17 protein-coding genes are annotated in these 17,150 nt (G+C 61.9%); 10 read left to right on the top strand and 7 right to left on the bottom strand.

Features of this window, described 5'->3' with window-relative positions:
- Window positions 1–139: 139 nt before the first annotated feature.
- Genes hslO through gatC form a run of 4 tightly spaced genes read right to left on the bottom strand, consistent with a single transcriptional unit; the run spans window position 140 to window position 4,331 of the window.
- Complete coding sequence (hslO, locus tag JNL55_RS21985) at window positions 140–1,114, bottom strand: Hsp33 family molecular chaperone HslO (protein WP_293858941.1); 975 nt, start codon at window positions 1,112–1,114, stop codon at window positions 140–142.
- Between the two features lie 11 nt (window positions 1,115–1,125).
- Window positions 1,126–2,577: an Asp-tRNA(Asn)/Glu-tRNA(Gln) amidotransferase subunit GatB gene (gene gatB, locus JNL55_RS21980; protein ID WP_293858938.1), complete on the bottom strand. Its 1,452-nt coding sequence runs from the start codon at window positions 2,575–2,577 to the stop codon at window positions 1,126–1,128.
- Window positions 2,577–4,028, bottom strand: a complete 1,452-nt coding sequence (gene gatA, locus JNL55_RS21975) for an Asp-tRNA(Asn)/Glu-tRNA(Gln) amidotransferase subunit GatA (RefSeq protein WP_415923137.1) — start codon at window positions 4,026–4,028, stop codon at window positions 2,577–2,579. The genes gatB and gatA overlap by 1 nt, the downstream gene beginning before the upstream one ends.
- A gap of 12 nt (window positions 4,029–4,040) precedes the next feature.
- Window positions 4,041–4,331 carry an Asp-tRNA(Asn)/Glu-tRNA(Gln) amidotransferase subunit GatC gene (gatC, locus tag JNL55_RS21970; protein ID WP_293858932.1) on the bottom strand — a complete coding sequence of 97 codons (291 nt, stop codon included), beginning with the start codon at window positions 4,329–4,331 and terminating at the stop codon, window positions 4,041–4,043.
- A 178-nt stretch (window positions 4,332–4,509) separates the two neighbouring features.
- Between gatC and JNL55_RS21965 the strand changes: the two genes are divergently transcribed.
- The 10 genes from JNL55_RS21965 to JNL55_RS21920 all read left to right on the top strand — a co-directional run bounded on the left by JNL55_RS21965 (window position 4,510) and on the right by JNL55_RS21920 (window position 14,693).
- Window positions 4,510–5,553: a rod shape-determining protein gene (locus JNL55_RS21965; protein ID WP_116812772.1), complete on the top strand. Its 1,044-nt coding sequence runs from the start codon at window positions 4,510–4,512 to the stop codon at window positions 5,551–5,553.
- Between the two features lie 90 nt (window positions 5,554–5,643).
- Window positions 5,644–6,681 carry a rod shape-determining protein MreC gene (gene mreC / locus JNL55_RS21960; RefSeq protein ID WP_293858924.1) on the top strand — a complete coding sequence of 346 codons (1,038 nt, stop codon included), beginning with the start codon at window positions 5,644–5,646 and terminating at the stop codon, window positions 6,679–6,681.
- A gap of 36 nt (window positions 6,682–6,717) precedes the next feature.
- A complete protein-coding gene (gene mreD / locus JNL55_RS21955; RefSeq protein ID WP_293858921.1) occupies window positions 6,718–7,197 on the top strand; it encodes a rod shape-determining protein MreD in 480 nt (159 codons plus the stop codon).
- A gap of 16 nt (window positions 7,198–7,213) precedes the next feature.
- Window positions 7,214–9,169 (top strand): penicillin-binding protein 2, encoded by a 1,956-nt coding sequence (gene mrdA / locus JNL55_RS21950; protein ID WP_293858918.1) that lies wholly within the window; start codon window positions 7,214–7,216, stop codon window positions 9,167–9,169.
- Window positions 9,166–10,308 carry a rod shape-determining protein RodA gene (rodA, locus tag JNL55_RS21945; RefSeq protein WP_293858915.1) on the top strand — a complete coding sequence of 381 codons (1,143 nt, stop codon included), beginning with the start codon at window positions 9,166–9,168 and terminating at the stop codon, window positions 10,306–10,308. Before mrdA ends, rodA begins: the two co-directional genes overlap by 4 nt.
- Before the next feature lie 2 nt (window positions 10,309–10,310).
- Entirely contained in the window at window positions 10,311–11,297 is a 987-nt protein-coding gene (mltB, locus tag JNL55_RS21940; RefSeq protein ID WP_293858912.1) for a lytic murein transglycosylase B, read from the top strand.
- Window positions 11,294–12,130: a septal ring lytic transglycosylase RlpA family protein gene (locus tag JNL55_RS21935; protein ID WP_293858910.1), complete on the top strand. Its 837-nt coding sequence runs from the start codon at window positions 11,294–11,296 to the stop codon at window positions 12,128–12,130. Before mltB ends, JNL55_RS21935 begins: the two co-directional genes overlap by 4 nt.
- A 102-nt stretch (window positions 12,131–12,232) precedes the next feature.
- The gene (locus JNL55_RS21930) at window positions 12,233–13,468 is read left to right on the top strand and encodes a D-alanyl-D-alanine carboxypeptidase family protein (protein WP_293858907.1); all 1,236 of its coding nucleotides are present in this window, start codon (window positions 12,233–12,235) and stop codon (window positions 13,466–13,468) included.
- A 28-nt stretch (window positions 13,469–13,496) separates the two neighbouring features.
- The gene (locus tag JNL55_RS21925) at window positions 13,497–14,369 is read left to right on the top strand and encodes a D-amino acid aminotransferase (RefSeq protein WP_415923136.1); all 873 of its coding nucleotides are present in this window, start codon (window positions 13,497–13,499) and stop codon (window positions 14,367–14,369) included.
- Between the two features lie 45 nt (window positions 14,370–14,414).
- Complete coding sequence (locus tag JNL55_RS21920; RefSeq protein ID WP_293858902.1) at window positions 14,415–14,693, top strand: YbeD family protein; 279 nt, start codon at window positions 14,415–14,417, stop codon at window positions 14,691–14,693.
- A gap of 4 nt (window positions 14,694–14,697) precedes the next feature.
- On the opposite strand, the gene JNL55_RS21915 is transcribed toward JNL55_RS21920, so the two are convergent.
- The 3 genes from JNL55_RS21915 to lipA all read right to left on the bottom strand — a co-directional run.
- The gene (locus tag JNL55_RS21915; RefSeq protein WP_293858899.1) at window positions 14,698–15,684 is read right to left on the bottom strand and encodes an NADPH:quinone oxidoreductase family protein; all 987 of its coding nucleotides are present in this window, start codon (window positions 15,682–15,684) and stop codon (window positions 14,698–14,700) included.
- Window positions 15,685–15,731: 47 nt separating this feature from the next.
- Window positions 15,732–16,358, bottom strand: coding sequence for a lipoyl(octanoyl) transferase LipB (gene lipB / locus JNL55_RS21910; RefSeq protein ID WP_293858896.1), 627 nt, complete (start codon window positions 16,356–16,358; stop codon window positions 15,732–15,734).
- Window positions 16,355–17,150: lipoyl synthase (gene lipA, locus JNL55_RS21905; RefSeq protein ID WP_293858893.1), on the bottom strand; the 796-nt coding region annotated here is incomplete at its 5' end. The genes lipA and lipB, both read right to left, overlap by 4 nt.

The following is a 17,150-nucleotide window of genomic DNA, read 5'->3' as shown; positions in this document are numbered from 1 at the left end:
CTAGAGAGCGTAGCTATAGCATGCCGCTGTGGTTAGCTGTCGGCTCGGCAAGAGAAAGCCGTTTCCCACGGGAAGAGAACAGCCGAAAGAGCGTCAGAGTTATCCGCCCGCCGGCGCGAGCCACTGACGCCTCCGAAACTCAGTGACGACGTTCCGAGCCGTCGGCAGACGGCGCGGCAGCACCGGAAAAAAGCTGCTCAACATCGACGGAGTCGAACCGATAGGCGCGATTACAGAAATCGCAGCGAACCTCAACATGCCCCTGCTCAGCCAGCACCGACCGCACTTCATCCGGCCCGAGCGCGCGAAGCATCCCAACAACGCGTTCGCGAGAACAGCGACAGCGAAAGAAAACAGGAGCAGGCTCGAACAACCGAACATCATCTTCGGCAAACAAACGCCGCAGCAGATTGCGATCGCTGAGGGTCTGCAGTTCTTCAGGCTTCAAGGTATCGCCCAGCAACTGCACTCGATTCCAAGCATCGTCGATCTCAGCTCGATCGACCTCTCGCAGCGCCGCGCCGGAGCGATCTTTCACCGAATCATCCGACAGCCGCTGCAACAGCAACCCGGATGCGCCATTCTCATCGGCATGCAGCCACAGCCGGGTGGGCAACTGCTCCGACGACTCGAAATAGGCACGCAGACAATCCGACAGCCGATCGCCGGTCAACGGCACGATGCCCTGATAACGCTGCGACAGGTCCTCGTTCTCGACCGTCACGGTGAGCGTCCCTTCCCCGGACAACGACGCAAGATTCGGCTCGAACGCCTCTGCCTCTTTGTAGCGAGCAACGGCACGCACGCCGAGCGCATCGGAGCACTGAGCCAGCATCAAATGCATGGGCCCCTGCCCCTTCAACTGCAAGCTGAGCATGCCTTCGAACTTGAGCGTAGCGGACAGGAGCACCGACGCAGCGACCGCCTCGCCGAGGGTGTCGCGGATCACGGTCGGATAGTCGCGATGCTCGAGCAACGCCCGCCACGAAGCATCCAGGTGCACGATGTGCCCGCGAATCGGATAGTGCTCGAACAGGAATCTGTGCAGGCAATCGCGATCGTGCATGGCGGGGGCGTCGGTCGAAGCAACGGGAAGGCGGATGATAGTACTCATCCGCCCCTAAATTAGCCCGCCAACTTCTTTTTCAACAGGTCATTGACCTGCGCCGGGTTGGCTTTGCCGGCGGTGACTTTCATCACCTGGCCGACGAAAAAGCCGAACAGCTTGTCCTTGCCGGAGCGATAGTCCGCCAACTGCTTGGGATTGGCGGCCATGACCTCGTCGATGGTCTTTTCGATGGCGCCGGTGTCGGTGATTTGCTTCAGGCCCTTGGCGTCGATGATGGCATCGGCATCCTGGCCCTCGGCCCACATGGCCTCGAACACTTCCTTGGCGATCTTGCCGGAAATGGTCTCGTCGGCAATGCGCGCCAACAAACCTGCCAAGCGCGAGGCGTCGATCTTGGACTGCGTGACCTCGACACTGTCCTTGTTGAGCGCGGCCGACAGCTCACCCATGGTCCAGTTGGCCGCGAGCTTCTCGTTGCCTTCCAGATTCTTGGACTTCAACGCCGCCAGCACGGCTTCGTAGTAGTCGCCCATCTCGCGGCTCGCGGTCAGCACGCCAGCGTCATAAGCCGACAAGCCGAACTTCTCGATGTAACGCGCCGCCTTCTGGTCCGGCAACTCGGGCAGCGTCGAGCGCACGCTGTCGATGAACGCCTTCTCGATCACCACCGGCAACAGATCCGGATCCGGGAAGTAGCGATAGTCGTTGGCTTCTTCCTTGGAACGCAGCGAACGGGTCTCGCCCTTGTCGGGATCGAACAGGCGGGTCTCCTGTTTGATCTTACGACCGGCCTCGATCTCCTCGATCTGGCGTGCCACTTCGTAGTTGATGGCCTTTTCGATGTAACGGAACGAGTTCAGGTTCTTGATCTCGCAGCGCGTGCCGAATTTCTCCTGGCCGACCGGGCGCACCGAGACGTTGGCGTCACAGCGGAACGAACCTTCCTGCATGTTGCCGTCGCAGATTTCCAGATAGCGCACCAGCGTGTGGATCTTCTTCAGATACGCCACCGCTTCCTTGGCCGAACGCATGTCCGGCTCGGAAACGATTTCCAGCAGCGGCGTGCCGGCGCGATTCAAGTCGATACCCGACGCGCCCTGGAAATCCTCGTGCAACGACTTGCCCGCATCTTCTTCCAGATGCGCGCGCGTGATGCCGACGACTTTGACCGAACCATCCTCGAGCAGGATGGGCATCGAGCCCTTGCCGACCACGGGCGTCTCGTACTGGCTGATCTGATAGCCCTTGGGCAGATCGGGATAGAAGTAGTTCTTGCGCGCAAAGATGGAACGCGGCGAGATCTCGGCATTCACAGCGAGACCGAACTTCACTGCCATGCGCACAGCATCGCGGTTCAACACCGGCAACACGCCGGGATAACCCAGATCCACCAAGTTGGCCTGCGCATTTGGCGCGGCGCCGTAAGCGGTAGCGGCACTGGAAAAGATCTTGCTACGCGTGGCCAGCTGCGCGTGAATTTCCAGACCGATGACTGTTTCCCAGCTCATCATTCGTAACCTTTAGGAATGTCTCGGTGCCACAGCGTCTCGTTCTGATAGCCGTGCGCGACGTTGAGCAATTTGGCTTCGCCGAAGTGCGGACCGATGATCTGCAATCCGACCGGCAAGCCACCAATGGAGCCACACGGAATCGACATGGCCGGCAGGCCCGCGAGGTTGGCACCAATGGTGTAGATGTCGTTCAAGTACATGGTGATGGGATCGTCCACCTTGGCGCCGATATCGAACGCCGTGGTCGGTGAAGTCGGCCCCATCAACACGTCGACCTGTTGGAAGGCGCGCGCGAAGTCGTCAGTGATCAAGCGCCGCACTTTCTGCGCGCGCAAGTAATAAGCGTCGTAGTAACCGGCCGAAAGCACATAGGTGCCGGTCATGATGCGGCGTTTGACTTCGGCACCGAAGCCTTCGCCACGCGAGCGCTTGTACAGGTCGAGCAGGTCCTTGGGATTCTCGCAACGATGACCGAAGCGCACGCCATCGAAGCGCGACAAGTTCGACGAGCACTCCGCCGGCGCGACCACATAATAAGTGGGCACGGACAACGGCAGGTTGGGCAAGCTCACTTCGATCAGCTTGGCGCCGAGCCGCTCATACACCTGCAGGGCTTCGCGAATCAGCTGGGCGGTGGCCGCTTCCAGGCCTTCGAAAAACTCTTTCAACAGACCGATCTTCAAGCCGGCCAGGGGCTGATCGAGTGCCGCGACGTAGTCAGGCACCGGCGTATCGACGCTAGTGGAATCGCGCGGATCGAAGCCGGCCATGTCGCGCAGAACCAGCGCCGCATCTTTGGCGGTGAAGGTCAGCGTGCCGGCCTGATCGAGGCTGGAGGCGAATGCGATCATTCCGTACCGGGATACGCGTCCATACGTGGGCTTCAAGCCGGTCAGGCCGGTCAACGCGGCTGGCTGACGAATCGAACCGCCGGTATCGGTCGCCGTGGCCACCGGCGCAAGCCGGCCTGCAACCACCGCCGCCGAACCGCCCGACGAGCCGCCCGGTACTTTTTTCAGGTCCCAGGGATTTTTCACGGGGCCGTAGTAGCTGGTCTCGTTGGACGAGCCCATGGCGAATTCGTCCATGTTGGCTTTGCCCAGCATGACGACGCCAGCCTGCGACAGGCGCTCGACGATGGTGGCGTCATAGGGCGCCACGAAGTTGGACAGCATGCGCGAACCGCACGTGGTCAATACACCGTCGGTACAAAAAATATCTTTATGAACCAGCGGCAAACCGGCCAGCGCGCCGGCCTCGCCCGAGGCCAGCTGCTGGTCGGCACGTTGCGCCGCCGCCAGGGCCTGGTCGCCAGTCACGGTAATCAGCGCATTCAGCGCCGGATTCAAGCGCTCGATGCGCGCCAGGAAGTGCTTGGTCAGCTCGACGCTGGAAAAGCGGCGCGCCCGCAATCCCTCGTTGAGCTCGGCCAACGTCAGACGATGCAATTCAGTCATGGCTCACTCGATCACTTTGGGCACGAGGTACAGGTCCGCTTCGACGCGCGGCGCGTTGCGCTGGTATTTGGCGTGTTGGTCGACGTCCAGCACTTCGTCCGGACGCATACGCTGCACCTGATCGGCGAGCGGGTGCGCCATCGGCTGCACCGACGCGGTGTCCGCGGCGTTGAGCTGAGCGACCAAGTCGAAGATCTTCGACAAGCTGTCCTGATATACGGGCAACTGCTCCTCGGTGAGCGCGAGGCGAGCCAGGTGCGCGATGTTCTCCACATCGTGACGAGTAAGACTCATGGGCGAGAAGATTCCGCTGGAAAGATCGAGAGAAGAAAAAGACCGCAAAAATCCCTGGAAAAATGCGGGCTAATCATACACCTGAAAGCTTGTGCTATGGGAAACCCGTTGTTAGAGTACCGCAACTTTTTTGCCCCTCCTCGCGCCTGTCGACCCGTACGCTCGACGCACAACAACCATGTTTAAAAACCTCCGCGGGTATTTCTCCAACGATCTTTCGATCGATCTGGGCACAGCAAATACCCTCATCTATGTGCGCGGCAAGGGCATCGTGCTGAACGAGCCTTCGGTGGTCGCAATTCGTGAAGAGCCCGGCCGCGCCGGCAAGAAGATCGAGGCAGTCGGTCAAGAAGCGAAGAACATGCTGGGTCGCACGCCCGGCCACATCACCGCGATTCGGCCGATGAAAGACGGCGTGATCGCCGACTTCACCGTCACCGAAAAGATGTTGCAGTACTTCATCGAGAAGGTGCACGGCAATCGCTTGATGCGTCCCAGCCCGCGCGTACTGATCTGCGTGCCGTATGGCTCGACCCAGGTGGAACGTCGCGCGATTCAGGAATCGGCCGAAGGCGCCGGCGCCCGCTGGGTCCGCCTGATCGAAGAACCCATGGCCGCTGCGGTCGGTGCCGGCTTGCCGGTGCACGAAGCCCGCGGTTCGATGGTGCTCGACATCGGTGGCGGCACCTCGGAAGTGGCGGTCATTTCGTTGAACGGCATCGTCTACGCGTCATCGGTGCGTATCGGCGGCGATCGCTTCGACGACGCCATCATTAATTACGTGCGCCGTAACTACGGCATCCTGATCGGCGAAGCCACCGCTGAAAAGATCAAGATCGAGATCGGCTCGGCCTATCCCGGCCAGCAGGTGAACGAAATTTCGGTGAAGGGCCGTAACCTGTCCGAAGGCGTGCCGCGCAGCTTCACGCTGAATTCGAACGAAATCCTCGAAGCGTTGCAGGAACCGCTGGCCGGCATCGTCGGCGCGGTCAAAGTGGCGCTGGAACAGACGCCGCCCGAACTGGGTGCCGACGTGGCCGAACGCGGCATCGTGCTCACCGGCGGTGGCGCGCTCCTGCGCGACATCGACAAGTTGCTGATGGAAGAGACCGGTTTGCCGGTGGTGGTCTCGGAAGATCCGCTGACCTGCGTGGCCCGCGGCGGCGGTCGCATGCTCGAGCTGATCGACGAGCACGGCCCGGCCCTGTTCAATCTGGAATAGAGTTCACAGTTGCTCGAGAAACCGAACGGCACCGCGCCCGCGAACCTCTTGGCATTCATTCATCATTAGTCACCTGTCACTTCCGCCGCCATGGTGACGCTCAGCTCCGATAGCCGGAACATCATTGGCCGAGGCCCACCGCTCGGCGCCGGCTTGTTTTTTCTAGGCCTGGTGTCGATCGGCACCATGATGCTGGACCATCGCAGTAACTATCTGGAGACCGTGCGGCTCTGGATGGGCGCGGCCGCCACTCCTATCTATGCCGTCGTGCAGACCCCGGGCCAGGCCTGGGACTGGCTGACCGGCAGTTTTGCCGACCGCTCCCACCTGCGGGTCGAGAATGCCCAGCTGTCCGAAGATCTGCGGGTGGCGCGGGTCAAGCTGCTGCAATTCGATTCGCTGCGCGAAGAGAACGTGAGATTGCGCGCCGTGCGCGAGGCTTCGGCCGGCGTCGGTGGCCGCACCATGATCGCGGAGATCATGCGCGTCGATGTCGATCCGTTCCGGCACCGAGTGCGAATCAATAAGGGCGCCGAAGACGGCGTGTTCAAGAACCAGCCGGTGCTGGATGCGTTCGGCATCGTCGGCCAGGTGGTTCAGGTCGATAAATACACCGCCACGCTGATTCTGATCAGCGATGCCGAGCATGCCATTCCGGTGCAGGTGAACCGCAACGGCATCCGTTCCATCGCGGTCGGCGCCGGCGATCTGGGCAAGCTCAGCCTGCCTTATATGACGGTCGAGTCGGACGTGAAGAGCGGCGACTTGTTGGTGTCCTCGGGCCTGGATGGCATTTTCCCGGCCGGTTATCCGGTGGCCAAGGTCAGCAAAGTGGAACGTAATCCGGCCGATACCTTCGCGCTGGTGGAAGCCAAGCCGTTGGCACAGTTGGATCGCGACCGCGAAGTGCTGCTGTTGTGGGCCGATGCCCCGCAAGTGGAAGCGCCCGCCAAGGACGCCAAACCCAAGCCGGCCGCCGCTGAAGCTAAACCGGCCGCTGCTGCCGAAACCCCGGCAGCGACCACCAATCCGGCAACTCGGCCGCCGACTGCCACAGCGCCCGCTCCGGCGCCGACCCAGACGACTCCGCCGCCCGCGCAACCGCAGCCTCAATCGCCACAGCAATGACGCTCTCTCTCACCAGCCCGGCTCGGATTTGCCCTCGTGAGTGACGGTCGCATCAGTCGCCTGCGCGTCACCGGCACGGTGATCCTGGCGCTTATTTTCGCCGTGCTGCCGTTGCCCGAGCCCATCAATGCGGCCCGGCCTGACTTGTTGTTGTTGCTGGTGATCTATTGGGCCTTGAGCGCACCGCGCATCGCCGGCCTGCTGTTCGCCTGGTTGTGCGGCCTGGCCATCGACGTGCTCAAGGGCATCATTCTCGGCCAGCACGCCTTCGCCTTCCTGGTGGTCGCTTACATGACCCACAAGCTGCAATTGCGGATGCGCATCTGGCCGCTGTCGCAGCAGTCTTTGACGGTCTTCGCGTTCCTGGCCGTGTATCAGTTCCTGGTGTTCTGGCTGGATGGCATCATCGGCCAACCGGTGACGACCTGGACGCGCTGGTTGCCAGTAATCAGCGGCGCGCTGCTGTGGCCGTTACTGGTCGCGGTGCTCGACACTTGGAATCGGAGGAACCGGTAACGCGCCGGTTGTAGCGATGGCTCGCTCCGTCCGCATCAAGGATCATCAATCCGAAACGCAGCTGTTCGAACAGCGTGCGGTGATCGCGGCTGTGCTCATGGTGATCGCCATGGGCCTGGTGATCTCGCGATTGGTGTGGCTGCAGGTGGTCAAGTACGACTACTTCGCCGCGCTGTCGCAAGGTAACCGGATCCGCATCGAGCCCATCCCGCCCAATCGCGGCCTGATCCTGGATCGTAACGGCTTGCCGCTGGCCACCAACGCGCCGTCCTATCAATTGGAACTGACCAAGGAACAGGTCGCCGACGTCGATGCCACGTTGCTCGGCATCGCCGAGATCGGGCTGATCGACAAGGAAAGCATTCCCAGCATCAAGCGCGATCTGCGCGGCCGTCGCAGCTTCGACGCCGTGCCGATCAAGTTGCAGCTCACTGAGACCGAGCTCGCACGCTTCGCCGCGCGTCGCCATCAGTTCCCGGGCGTCGAAATTCGTCCGCGTCTGACTCGTTACTACCCGCTCGCCGAAAGCAGCGTGCACGCGCTCGGTTACGTCGGCGCCATCAGCGAAGACGACAAGAAGCGCCTCAACATCGACGACTACGCCGGCACCACACTCACCGGCAAGAACGGCGTCGAGTACGCCTACGAAGGTCAGCTGCACGGCCGCGCCGGCTTCCAGCAATTGCTGGTGAATGCGCAAGGTCGCAGCGTCGAACGCATCGGCAACGAAGCGGCCAAGCTCGAGCGCAAGGAGCCGGTCGCCGGTAACGACTTGTTCCTGACCATCGACATGCGCACCCAGCAGGCAGCCGAAGAAGCGGTGCGCGGCCAACGGGCCTCGGCAGTGGCCATCGATCCGACCAACGGCGACATCATCGCGTTCGTCAGCACGCCGGCGTTCGATCCGAATTTGTTTGCTCGCGGTTTGACGCGTCCCGAGTATCTGGCGCTGACCGAAGATCCGAATCGGCCGATGTTCGACCGCGTGATTCGCGGCGTGTATCCGCCCGGCTCCACCGTCAAACCGATGATGGCGATGGCCGCACTCGAATACGGCGTGATGGTTCCGGAGAACACGCGCTTCTGTCGCGGTCAGTGGCGCATGCCTGGCGTCAGCAGACCGTGGCGTGACTGGAAGCCTGGCGGTCACGGCACCGTCGACATGCGCAAGGCCATCGCCACGTCGTGCGACGTGTACTTCTACGACATCGCCAATCAAATGGGCGTGGATCGGATCCACGACTATCTGACGCAGTTCGGCATGGGCACCATCACCGGCATCGACATTCCGGGCGAAAAGATCGGCCTGTTGCCCTCCACCGAATGGAAAAAGAAAGCCTTCCGCCGCAAGGAAGCGCAGATGTGGTTCCCCGGCGATACCATCAGTATCGGCATCGGCCAGGGCTACATGACTGCCACGCCTTTGCAGCTCGCGCATGCCACTGCCACCATCGCCAATCGCGGTCTGCGCTTCAAACCGCGACTGGTGCGCGCGATTCGTAATGTCACCACCGGCGAAGTGTCGGAGCTCCAGCCGGCGAAGCTACCGTCGGTGCACGTCAACGATCCGGGCGCTTGGGAAATTGCTGTCGGCGGCATGTACGACGTGGCGAACGCGCCTTACGGAACGGCACGTGGCGCAACCGCAAATGCGATGTACAAAATCGCGGGCAAGAGCGGCACCGCGCAGGTGTTCACCGTCGCCGCCAACGAGCGAGTGCGCAAAGCCGGCGAGTTGGCCGAACACTTGCGAGATCACGCGTTGTTCATTGCCTTCGCGCCTGTCGAAGCGCCGCGCATCGCGGTCGCCATCGTCGTCGAAAACGCGCCGGGCGGCGGCTCTGCGTTCGCCGCGCCAATCGCACGCCGCATTCTGGATACTTACCTGCTGACACCCGAGCAGTTCGCCGAACAGGAGGCCAAGCGTAAGCCTGCGCCGCCGACCGCGACGCCTCGTGGAGCAAACGAATGAGCAGCATCGACGCGCTCGATTCATCGCGCACTCAGCGAACGCTGACTGGCACTGCGCGCCTGCTGTTGGCGTTGCATCTCGACGGCCCGCTGTTCATCGCACTGTGCATGGTCGGTGCGGTCGGCAGCATCGTGTTGTTCAGCGCCTCGGGCAGCAGTCTCGACATGCTCGAAGCCCAGTTGATGCGCTTCGCGCTCGGCTTGATCGCGATGATCATGCTGGCTCAGGTGCCGCCACGGATCATTCGTAACGCCGCGCCGGTCGCTTATGTGCTCGGGCTGCTGTTGCTGCTGGCGGTGATGTTCCAAGGCGACATCGCGATGGGCGCGCAGCGCTGGCTCGATCTGGGTTTCGTGCGCTTCCAGCCTTCCGAAATCATGAAGCTCGCCGTGCCGCTGGCCTGCGCCTGGTTCCTGCATGAACGGCCGCTGCCGCCAAGCTTCGTCTCGCTGATGGTGCTGGCGCTGGGCATCGGCGTGCCGACGTTGTTGATTGCTGAGCAGCCGGACCTCGGCACGTCGCTGCTGGTCGCGGCCGGCGGCGGCATGGTGGTGCTGATGGCAGGCCTGCAGCTGCGCTACATCCTCAGCGTGGTGGGCTTGCTGATTCCGGTCGCGGTAGGCGCGTGGCATTTCTTGCTACACGACTATCAAAAACAACGCGTGCTCACCTTCCTCGATCCGCAAAGCGATCCGCTCGGCTCGGGCTATCACATCATTCAATCGCAAATCGCCATCGGCTCCGGCGGCGCGTTCGGCAAGGGCTATCTCAACGGCAGCCAGGCGCAGCTGGAATTCCTGCCGGAACGTTCCACCGACTTCATCTTCGCCGTGATCGGCGAAGAATGGGGCCTGATCGGGCTGGTGACCGTCATTCTGCTGTTCATGTTCGTCATCGGTCGCGCGCTGTATTTGGCGGCCACTGCGCACGACACTTTCTCGCGACTGGCCTCGGGCAGTCTGGCGTTGACGTTCTGTGTGTATGTGTTCGTCAACACCGGCATGGTCACCGGCTTGTTGCCCGTGGTCGGCGTGCCGCTGCCGTTCGTCAGCTATGGCGGTACTGCGATGGTGACCCTCATGGCGGGTTTCGGTATTCTGATGTCCCTGTGCGCCAAGCGGAAACTGGTGAGCCGTTGAGATTGAAGCTGTTATCCCTGTGGCCGCTGCTGCCCGTTGCATCGTTGCTAGGCGCACCTGACGCTCAGGCTTTCGACATCAAACGCCCGGAAGTGCGCTCCTTCATCGAGACCATGACGCGTGAGCATGGCTTCGAGAAAGCCAAGCTGGAAGCGCTGCTGAAGACGGCCGAAACCAAACAACCCATTCTGGATGCCATCAGCCGGCCCGCCGAACGCGTGGTGCCGTGGCACGAATATCGGGATCGGTTCCTGACCGAAAAGCGTATTCATCAGGGTGCGGATTTCTGGCTCGGGCATGGCGAAAAGCTAAAACAGATTCCCGATTCGCAATTGGCCGACGTCGCGGTCGGCATTCTGGGCGTGGAAACCTCGTTCGGCCGCATCACCGGCAAGTACAAAGTGCTCGATGCGCTGGTGACGCTGGGCTTCGACTATCCGCCGCGCGGCGAATTCTTCCTCGGCGAGCTGAAGGAATTCCTGCTGTTGTCGCGCGAAGAAAAAGTCGATCCGGCCACCGTGCTCGGCTCCTATGCCGGTGCCATGGGCGCGGCGCAGTTCATCTCTTCCAGCTACCGTAAGTGGGCAGTGGACGGCGACGGCGACGGTCATCGCGATCTGTGGCACAGCTGGGACGACGTGATCGGCTCGATCGCCAACTATCTGACCGATCACGGCTGGGTGAACGGCCAGCAAGTGGTGGTGACGGCCACGCTCGACAACCCGGACATGTCGCGGTTTGACATCAAGTTGGCATTGAACGAAACCGTGCAATCATTACGCGACAAGGGCGTGAAGTTCGACACCAACCTGCCGCCGACCGCGCCCGCCATGCTGGTGGTCGGTCAGGGTAAGGACGGGCCGTTGTATCGAGTCGGGTTCAATAACTTCTACGTGATCACGCGTTACAACCGCAGTCCGATGTATGCCATGGCGGTACATGACTTGGGCGAAGCCATTCAGAACTTCATGAGGGATACCGAGAGATGAGGACGCAGCGCCGGCGATCCTCGACTCTGCAATGGATTCCGCTCGCATTGGTCGCCGCTTTGACTGTGCTGGTCGCCGGCTGCGGCTCGACGCCGTTTCACCCGACCAAACATCCCACGCCGACGTTGCCGCCGCCTGCGCCCATCCCGGCGGATATTGAAAGCATTCCCGATCCCGTGCCTCGCAACGAGCCCCGCTCGGCGCGCGGCAATCCAGCGTTCTACGATGTGCTGGGCAAGCGTTACTTCGTCATGAACAGTGCTGAGGGTTATCTGGAGCGCGGCGTCGCTTCCTGGTACGGCCCAGGCTTTCATGCGGCCAGCACTTCCAATGGCGAACGCTACGACATGTACGCCATGACCGCGGCCCACAAAACTCTGCCGCTGCCGGCGTATGTCCAAGTCACCAACTTGAGCAACGGCAAGCACGTGGTGTTGCGGGTCAACGATCGCGGCCCGTTCAAAGAAGGCCGCATCATCGATCTTTCCTACACGGCCGCGGCCAAGCTCGACATGCTCAAGGCCGGCACCACTTTCGTCGAAGTGCGTGCGCTGACGCCGATGCAAAAGGACTCGCCGCCCGCAGCACCGCCAGCTACGTCGGACTTGTATGTACAAGCGGGCGCATTCGGCACCGAGGCCAACGCCACCAAGTTGCTCGGTCAGTTACGAGCTAAAGGCGTCACCAACGCGTTCGTGCGTGAAGACCAAGTCGACGGCAAGCCAATGTATCGCGTGCGTGTCGGCCCGATTCCGAACGTCAATGAGTTCGATAAAGTCGTGAAGCGGCTGCGTATGCTGGGCTTCCCCGACGCTCGTCTCGCCGCCAATTGAGCACGCGCTCCGGCGCGAGCCGGCGATTGCCACAATTCGCCTACTTTCACGCAAGTCGGATGGGTAGAATCCGCCCCGCCTGACCTGTTTGATGACATCTCCATGCCTGTAAGCACGCCCACCTCTCTGCTGAAATTCACCGCACCGCTGGTGCTCGCACTGACGCTGATCGCCTGTTCGGATTCCGAGCCGCCGGCCGCCGAACGCAGCATCGCTGCGCCGCTGCCCGATGTGACTAAACTGGCCAATGCTTCGGACACCAAGCCGCCGCCGATCCCGGCGCCGCCGCAGGTGCAGGCCCGCGGCTATATCCTGCTGGACTATTCCAGCAACCAACCGCTCGCCGCCAGCAACGAGAACGAGCGGCTCGAACCCGCCAGCCTCACCAAGCTGATGAGCGCCTACGCGGTGTTTCATGCGCTCAAGGACGGCCGCATCAAGCTCACCGATCTGGTGACCATCAGTCAGCACGCGCGTTCGCAGGACGGCTCGCGCATGTTCGTGCACGTCGGCACTCAGGTCAGCGTGGAAAATTTGATCCAGGGCATGATCGTGCAGTCCGGCAACGACGCCACGGTGGCGCTGGCCGAGCACGTCGCCGGCAGCGAGCCGGTGTTCGTCGACCTGATGAATCAATACGCGCAACAGCTCGGCATGGTGAGCACGCGCTTCCAGAACAGCCCGGGCATGCCGCATCCGGAGCACTACACCACCGCTCGCGACATCGCGGTGCTGTCGAGCGCGCTCATCAAGGAATATCCCGACTACTACAAGTGGTATTCGCAGCGCTCGTTCACCTGGAACAAGATCACTCAGCCGAATCGCAACGGCCTGTTGGATCGCGACGCTTCGGTGGACGGCTTGAAGACCGGTCACACCGAATCGGCCGGCTACTGCCTGGTGTCGTCGGCACATCGTGAAGGCATGCGCCTAGTGTCGGTGGTGATGGGATCGCCGTCGGTGCGCGCTCGTGAAGACGCCAGCGCCGCGTTGTTGAACTACGGCTTCAACTTCTATCAAACCCGCAAGCTGTACGCGAACAAAGCGCCGGTGATGACGGTGAAGGTGTGGAAGGGTGAAGACGAGGAAGTGCCGCTCGGCGTGGCGCAAGACATTTACGCCACCGTGCCGCGCGGTCAGGAAAATCTGTTGAGCGCCGCCGCCGACGTGACGGATCCGCTGTTCGCGCCGCTGTCGCCGGACAAGGCTGCCGGTCAACTGCGCATCACGCTGGGCGACAAAGTCATCGGCACCTATCCGTTGCACCCGACCAAGGAAGTGCCGGAAGCCGGCTTCTTCGGTCGCCTGAGCGACGACGTCAAACTCTGGTTCAATTAAAGTCTAGACCACCGCCATGGCTGAGCCGCTGCCGCAGTGTTATCTCAATGGCGAGTATGTAGCGCTACGCGATGCGCGCATCTCGCCGCTGGATCGCGGTTTCTTGTTCGGCGATAGCGTCTATGAAGTGCTGCCGGTGTTCAGCGGCCGGATGTTTCTATTCGCCGAGCACTTCGATCGACTCGCACGCAGCCTGCATGAGATCAAGCTCGAGAATCCGCACACTCACGAACAGTGGCGCGGCATTCTCGAAGAACTGATCGCACGCAACGGGGCGGCCGACCAGTACGTCTACGTGCAGGTCACTCGCGGTATGGAGTTCGGCCGCAATCACGCGTTTCCAGCCGTCGTCAAACCGACGGTGTTCGCGATGGCCTCGCCGCTTCCCGTGTTCTCTGACGCACAACGAGCCGCCGGCTTGTCGGCGATCACGGTCGAGGACTTCCGTTGGGGCCGATGTGACATCAAGAGCACGGCGTTATTGGCGAACGTGCTGATGAAACAGCAAGCCGCCGAAGCTGGTGCCAACGAAGCCCTCATCTTGCGCGACGGCAACGTGATGGAAGGTTCATCGACCAGCGTGTTCGTCGTAAAGAACGGCACGGTGGTTACGCCACCCAACAGTCATCGGATTCTGCCAGGCACGACCCGTGATGCGGCGTTGTCGCTGATCAAAGGCGTGATGCCGGTAGAAATTCGCAGCGTCTCGATCGACGAACTGCGTGCCGCGGACGAGGTTTGGATTTCTGCCGCCACTCGCGACGTCGTGCCGGTGACGCGCGTCGACGGTGCCCCCATCGGCACCGGCAAACCCGGCCCCGCGTGGCTGCGTCTGGCCGCGTCTTTCGCGCAACTGCGCCAGAAGCTGGCCGGAACGCCCGCCTACACGCCTGAGCGGTGAAACGCGGCTTGACTTAGAGCGGCCGCAGCCTCATATCGTGCCCCTATGAGCGACGTGAGCAACAGTTCCGACACCCTATTCGAGTTCCCCTGCGAGTTTCCGCTGAAAGTCATGGGGCGCAAGACCGACGATTTCCGCAGCATCGTGCTGGGCATCGTGCAGAAGCACGCCGGCCCGATCGCGCCCGGCAATATCGAAGAACGGCCCAGCAGCAGCGGCGGCTACTTGAGCATCACCTGCACCTTCACCGCGCAGAGCAAACAACAGCTCGACGATCTATATCGCGAACTCACGTCTCATGAACGAGTGATGGTGGCGCTGTAAGGGTTTAGTTATCCGAGGCAACTCGGATAACGACCTTACCGGTCGAACGGCGGGTGTTCAGAACTTCGAGCGCTTCAGTAAAGCGCTCCAATCCCGCCAGCTCCGTGACATGCGGCTTGATCTTGCCGCTCTCGAACAACTCGAACAACGCTTTCAGATTGGCCGCATGCACCGGCGGTTCTTTGCGCGTGTGCGCGCCCCAGAACACGCCGACCAGCGAGCATCCTTTCAGCAATGGCAGATTCAACGGGATCGCAGGAATCTTGCCGCCGGCGAAGCCGATGACTAGATAGCGGCCGTTCCACGCCATGCTGCGCACGACTTGTTCGGCGAAGTCAGCACCGACGGGGTCGTAGGCCACATCGATGCCTTTGTCGCCAGTGAACTCCATCACTTTGGCTTTGATGGTGTCCTGGGTGTAATTGAACACGGCGTCCGCGCCATGCTTCTTGGCCAGTTCCAACTTCTCAGGCGTGCTCGCTGCAGCCAACACGCGAGCGCCGAGCGCCTTGCCGATCTCGATTGCAGTCAACCCGACGCCGCCCGCGGCACCGAGCACCAGCAATGTTTCTCCGGGCTGAATGTTTGCTCGCTGCACGAGCGCGTGATACGTCGTGCCGTAGTTCACCAGGAAGCCGGCCGCCGCAGCCATGTTCATCGAATCAGGCAACGGAATGATGGAGTGCGCCGGCGCGATGCATTCTTCCGCCAGACCGCCCTGCCCGGCCATCGCCAGCACTCGCGCGCCGGGCTTTATATCATTCACATCGGACGCGACTTCGGTGACGACACCGGCCACTTCGCTGCCAGGCGTGTACGGCACTTCGGGCTTCACTTGATACTTGCCCGCCACCATCAGTGCGTCGGGAAATCCAAAGCCCACCGCGTGCACACGCAAGCGAACATGACCGGGTTTCAACGCCGGCGCGGCGATGTCTTGCACCGTGATTTGAACGGGCGGGCCATAGCTGGTTTGCACGACTGCGCGCATGACGGAACCTGCGACTAAAAGACCCGGCGTGGCCGAGTCGTCGATGATTAGCTGACGCCAGGCGTCAACCGCAACGCTGTCAGCAGTCGCGGCGACAAGGCCTCGGCGACTTCTTGCACAGTGGCGTTCACCCCGAGCGAGCGCAGGTCGGTCACTTCCAGGCCGCGATAGCCGCAGGGATTGATGCGTTGGAACGGCTGCAAGTCCATCGCAACATTGAATGCCAGGCCATGATAGCTGCTGCCGCGACGGATCCGCAGCCCGATGCTGGCAACTTTGCGCTCGTTTACATACACGCCGGGCGCTTCTCGCTTGGCCACCGCAGTGATGTTCCACGATGCGAGCAGCTCGATGATTGCGCTCTCCAACGCCATCACCAACTGACGCACGCCGAGCCCGGAGCGTTTCACATCGAGCAGCGGATACACCACGAGCTGGCCCGGCCCGTGATAGGTCACTTGTCCGCCGCGATCGATCTGCACCACGGGAATGTCGCCGGGCGCGAGCAGATGCTCAGGCAAGGCATTCATGCCCAGCGTGAACACCGGAGGATGTTCCAGAAACCAGATCTGGTCGGGAGTGTCGGCGGTGCGTTCGTTGGTGAACGTTTGCATCGCGCGCCAGGTGGGCTCGTACTCGACGGGCCCCAACCAACGAACGACTGGTTCGATCACGGATTGCCGACCGCCGGCTTCAGTCCCGCATTGTTTCTTTCCAGCGCTCGCTCGGCCCGATAGCTGGAGCGCACCAGCGGCCCCGATACGCATTCCAGGAAGCCCTTGGCCAGCGCCCATTCGCGATAACGTTCGAACTCGGCCGGCGTGACCCAGCGCTCGATGGCCAGATGATTCGGGGTCGGCCGCAGGTATTGGCCAAGCGTGAGAATGTCCACGCCCACCGCTCGCATGTCGTCCATCGCCTGCTCGATCTCTTCGTCGGTCTCGCCCAGGCCCAGCATCAGGCTGGTCTTGGTCAACACGTCGGGACGATGTTGCTTGGCGTGACCGAGCACGGCCAATGTTTGTTCGTAACTGGCGCGCGGATCACGGACCGGATGCGTCAGACGACGCACGGTCTCGACGTTCTGAGCGAACACTTCGAGCCCGCTGTCGACCACGGTCTGGACATCGGCCATCACACCCTGGAAATCCGGCGTCAGCGCTTCGACCGCAGTCTTCGGATTGATGCGCTTGATCTCACGCACGCAAGCGGCGAAATGAGCCGCGCCGCCGTCGGCCAGGTCGTCGCGATTCACCGAGGGCAGCACCACGTACTTGAGCTTCAGCAGCTCGACGGTGCTGGCGCTGTTGGCGGGCTCGTCGTGATCCAGCCAACCTTGCGGGTTGCCGGTGTCGACGGCGGAGAAGCGACAGGCGCGCGTACAATCGGCAACCATGAGCATGATGGTGGCGGTTCCGGCGTTGCAGCATTCGCCGATGTTGGGACACTTGGCCTCTTCGCAGACG

The organism is Steroidobacter sp., from assembly GCF_016790065.1.
Classification (GTDB): domain Bacteria; phylum Pseudomonadota; class Gammaproteobacteria; order Steroidobacterales; family Steroidobacteraceae; genus Steroidobacter.
This window is presented reverse-complemented; position numbering and strand designations above follow the sequence as displayed.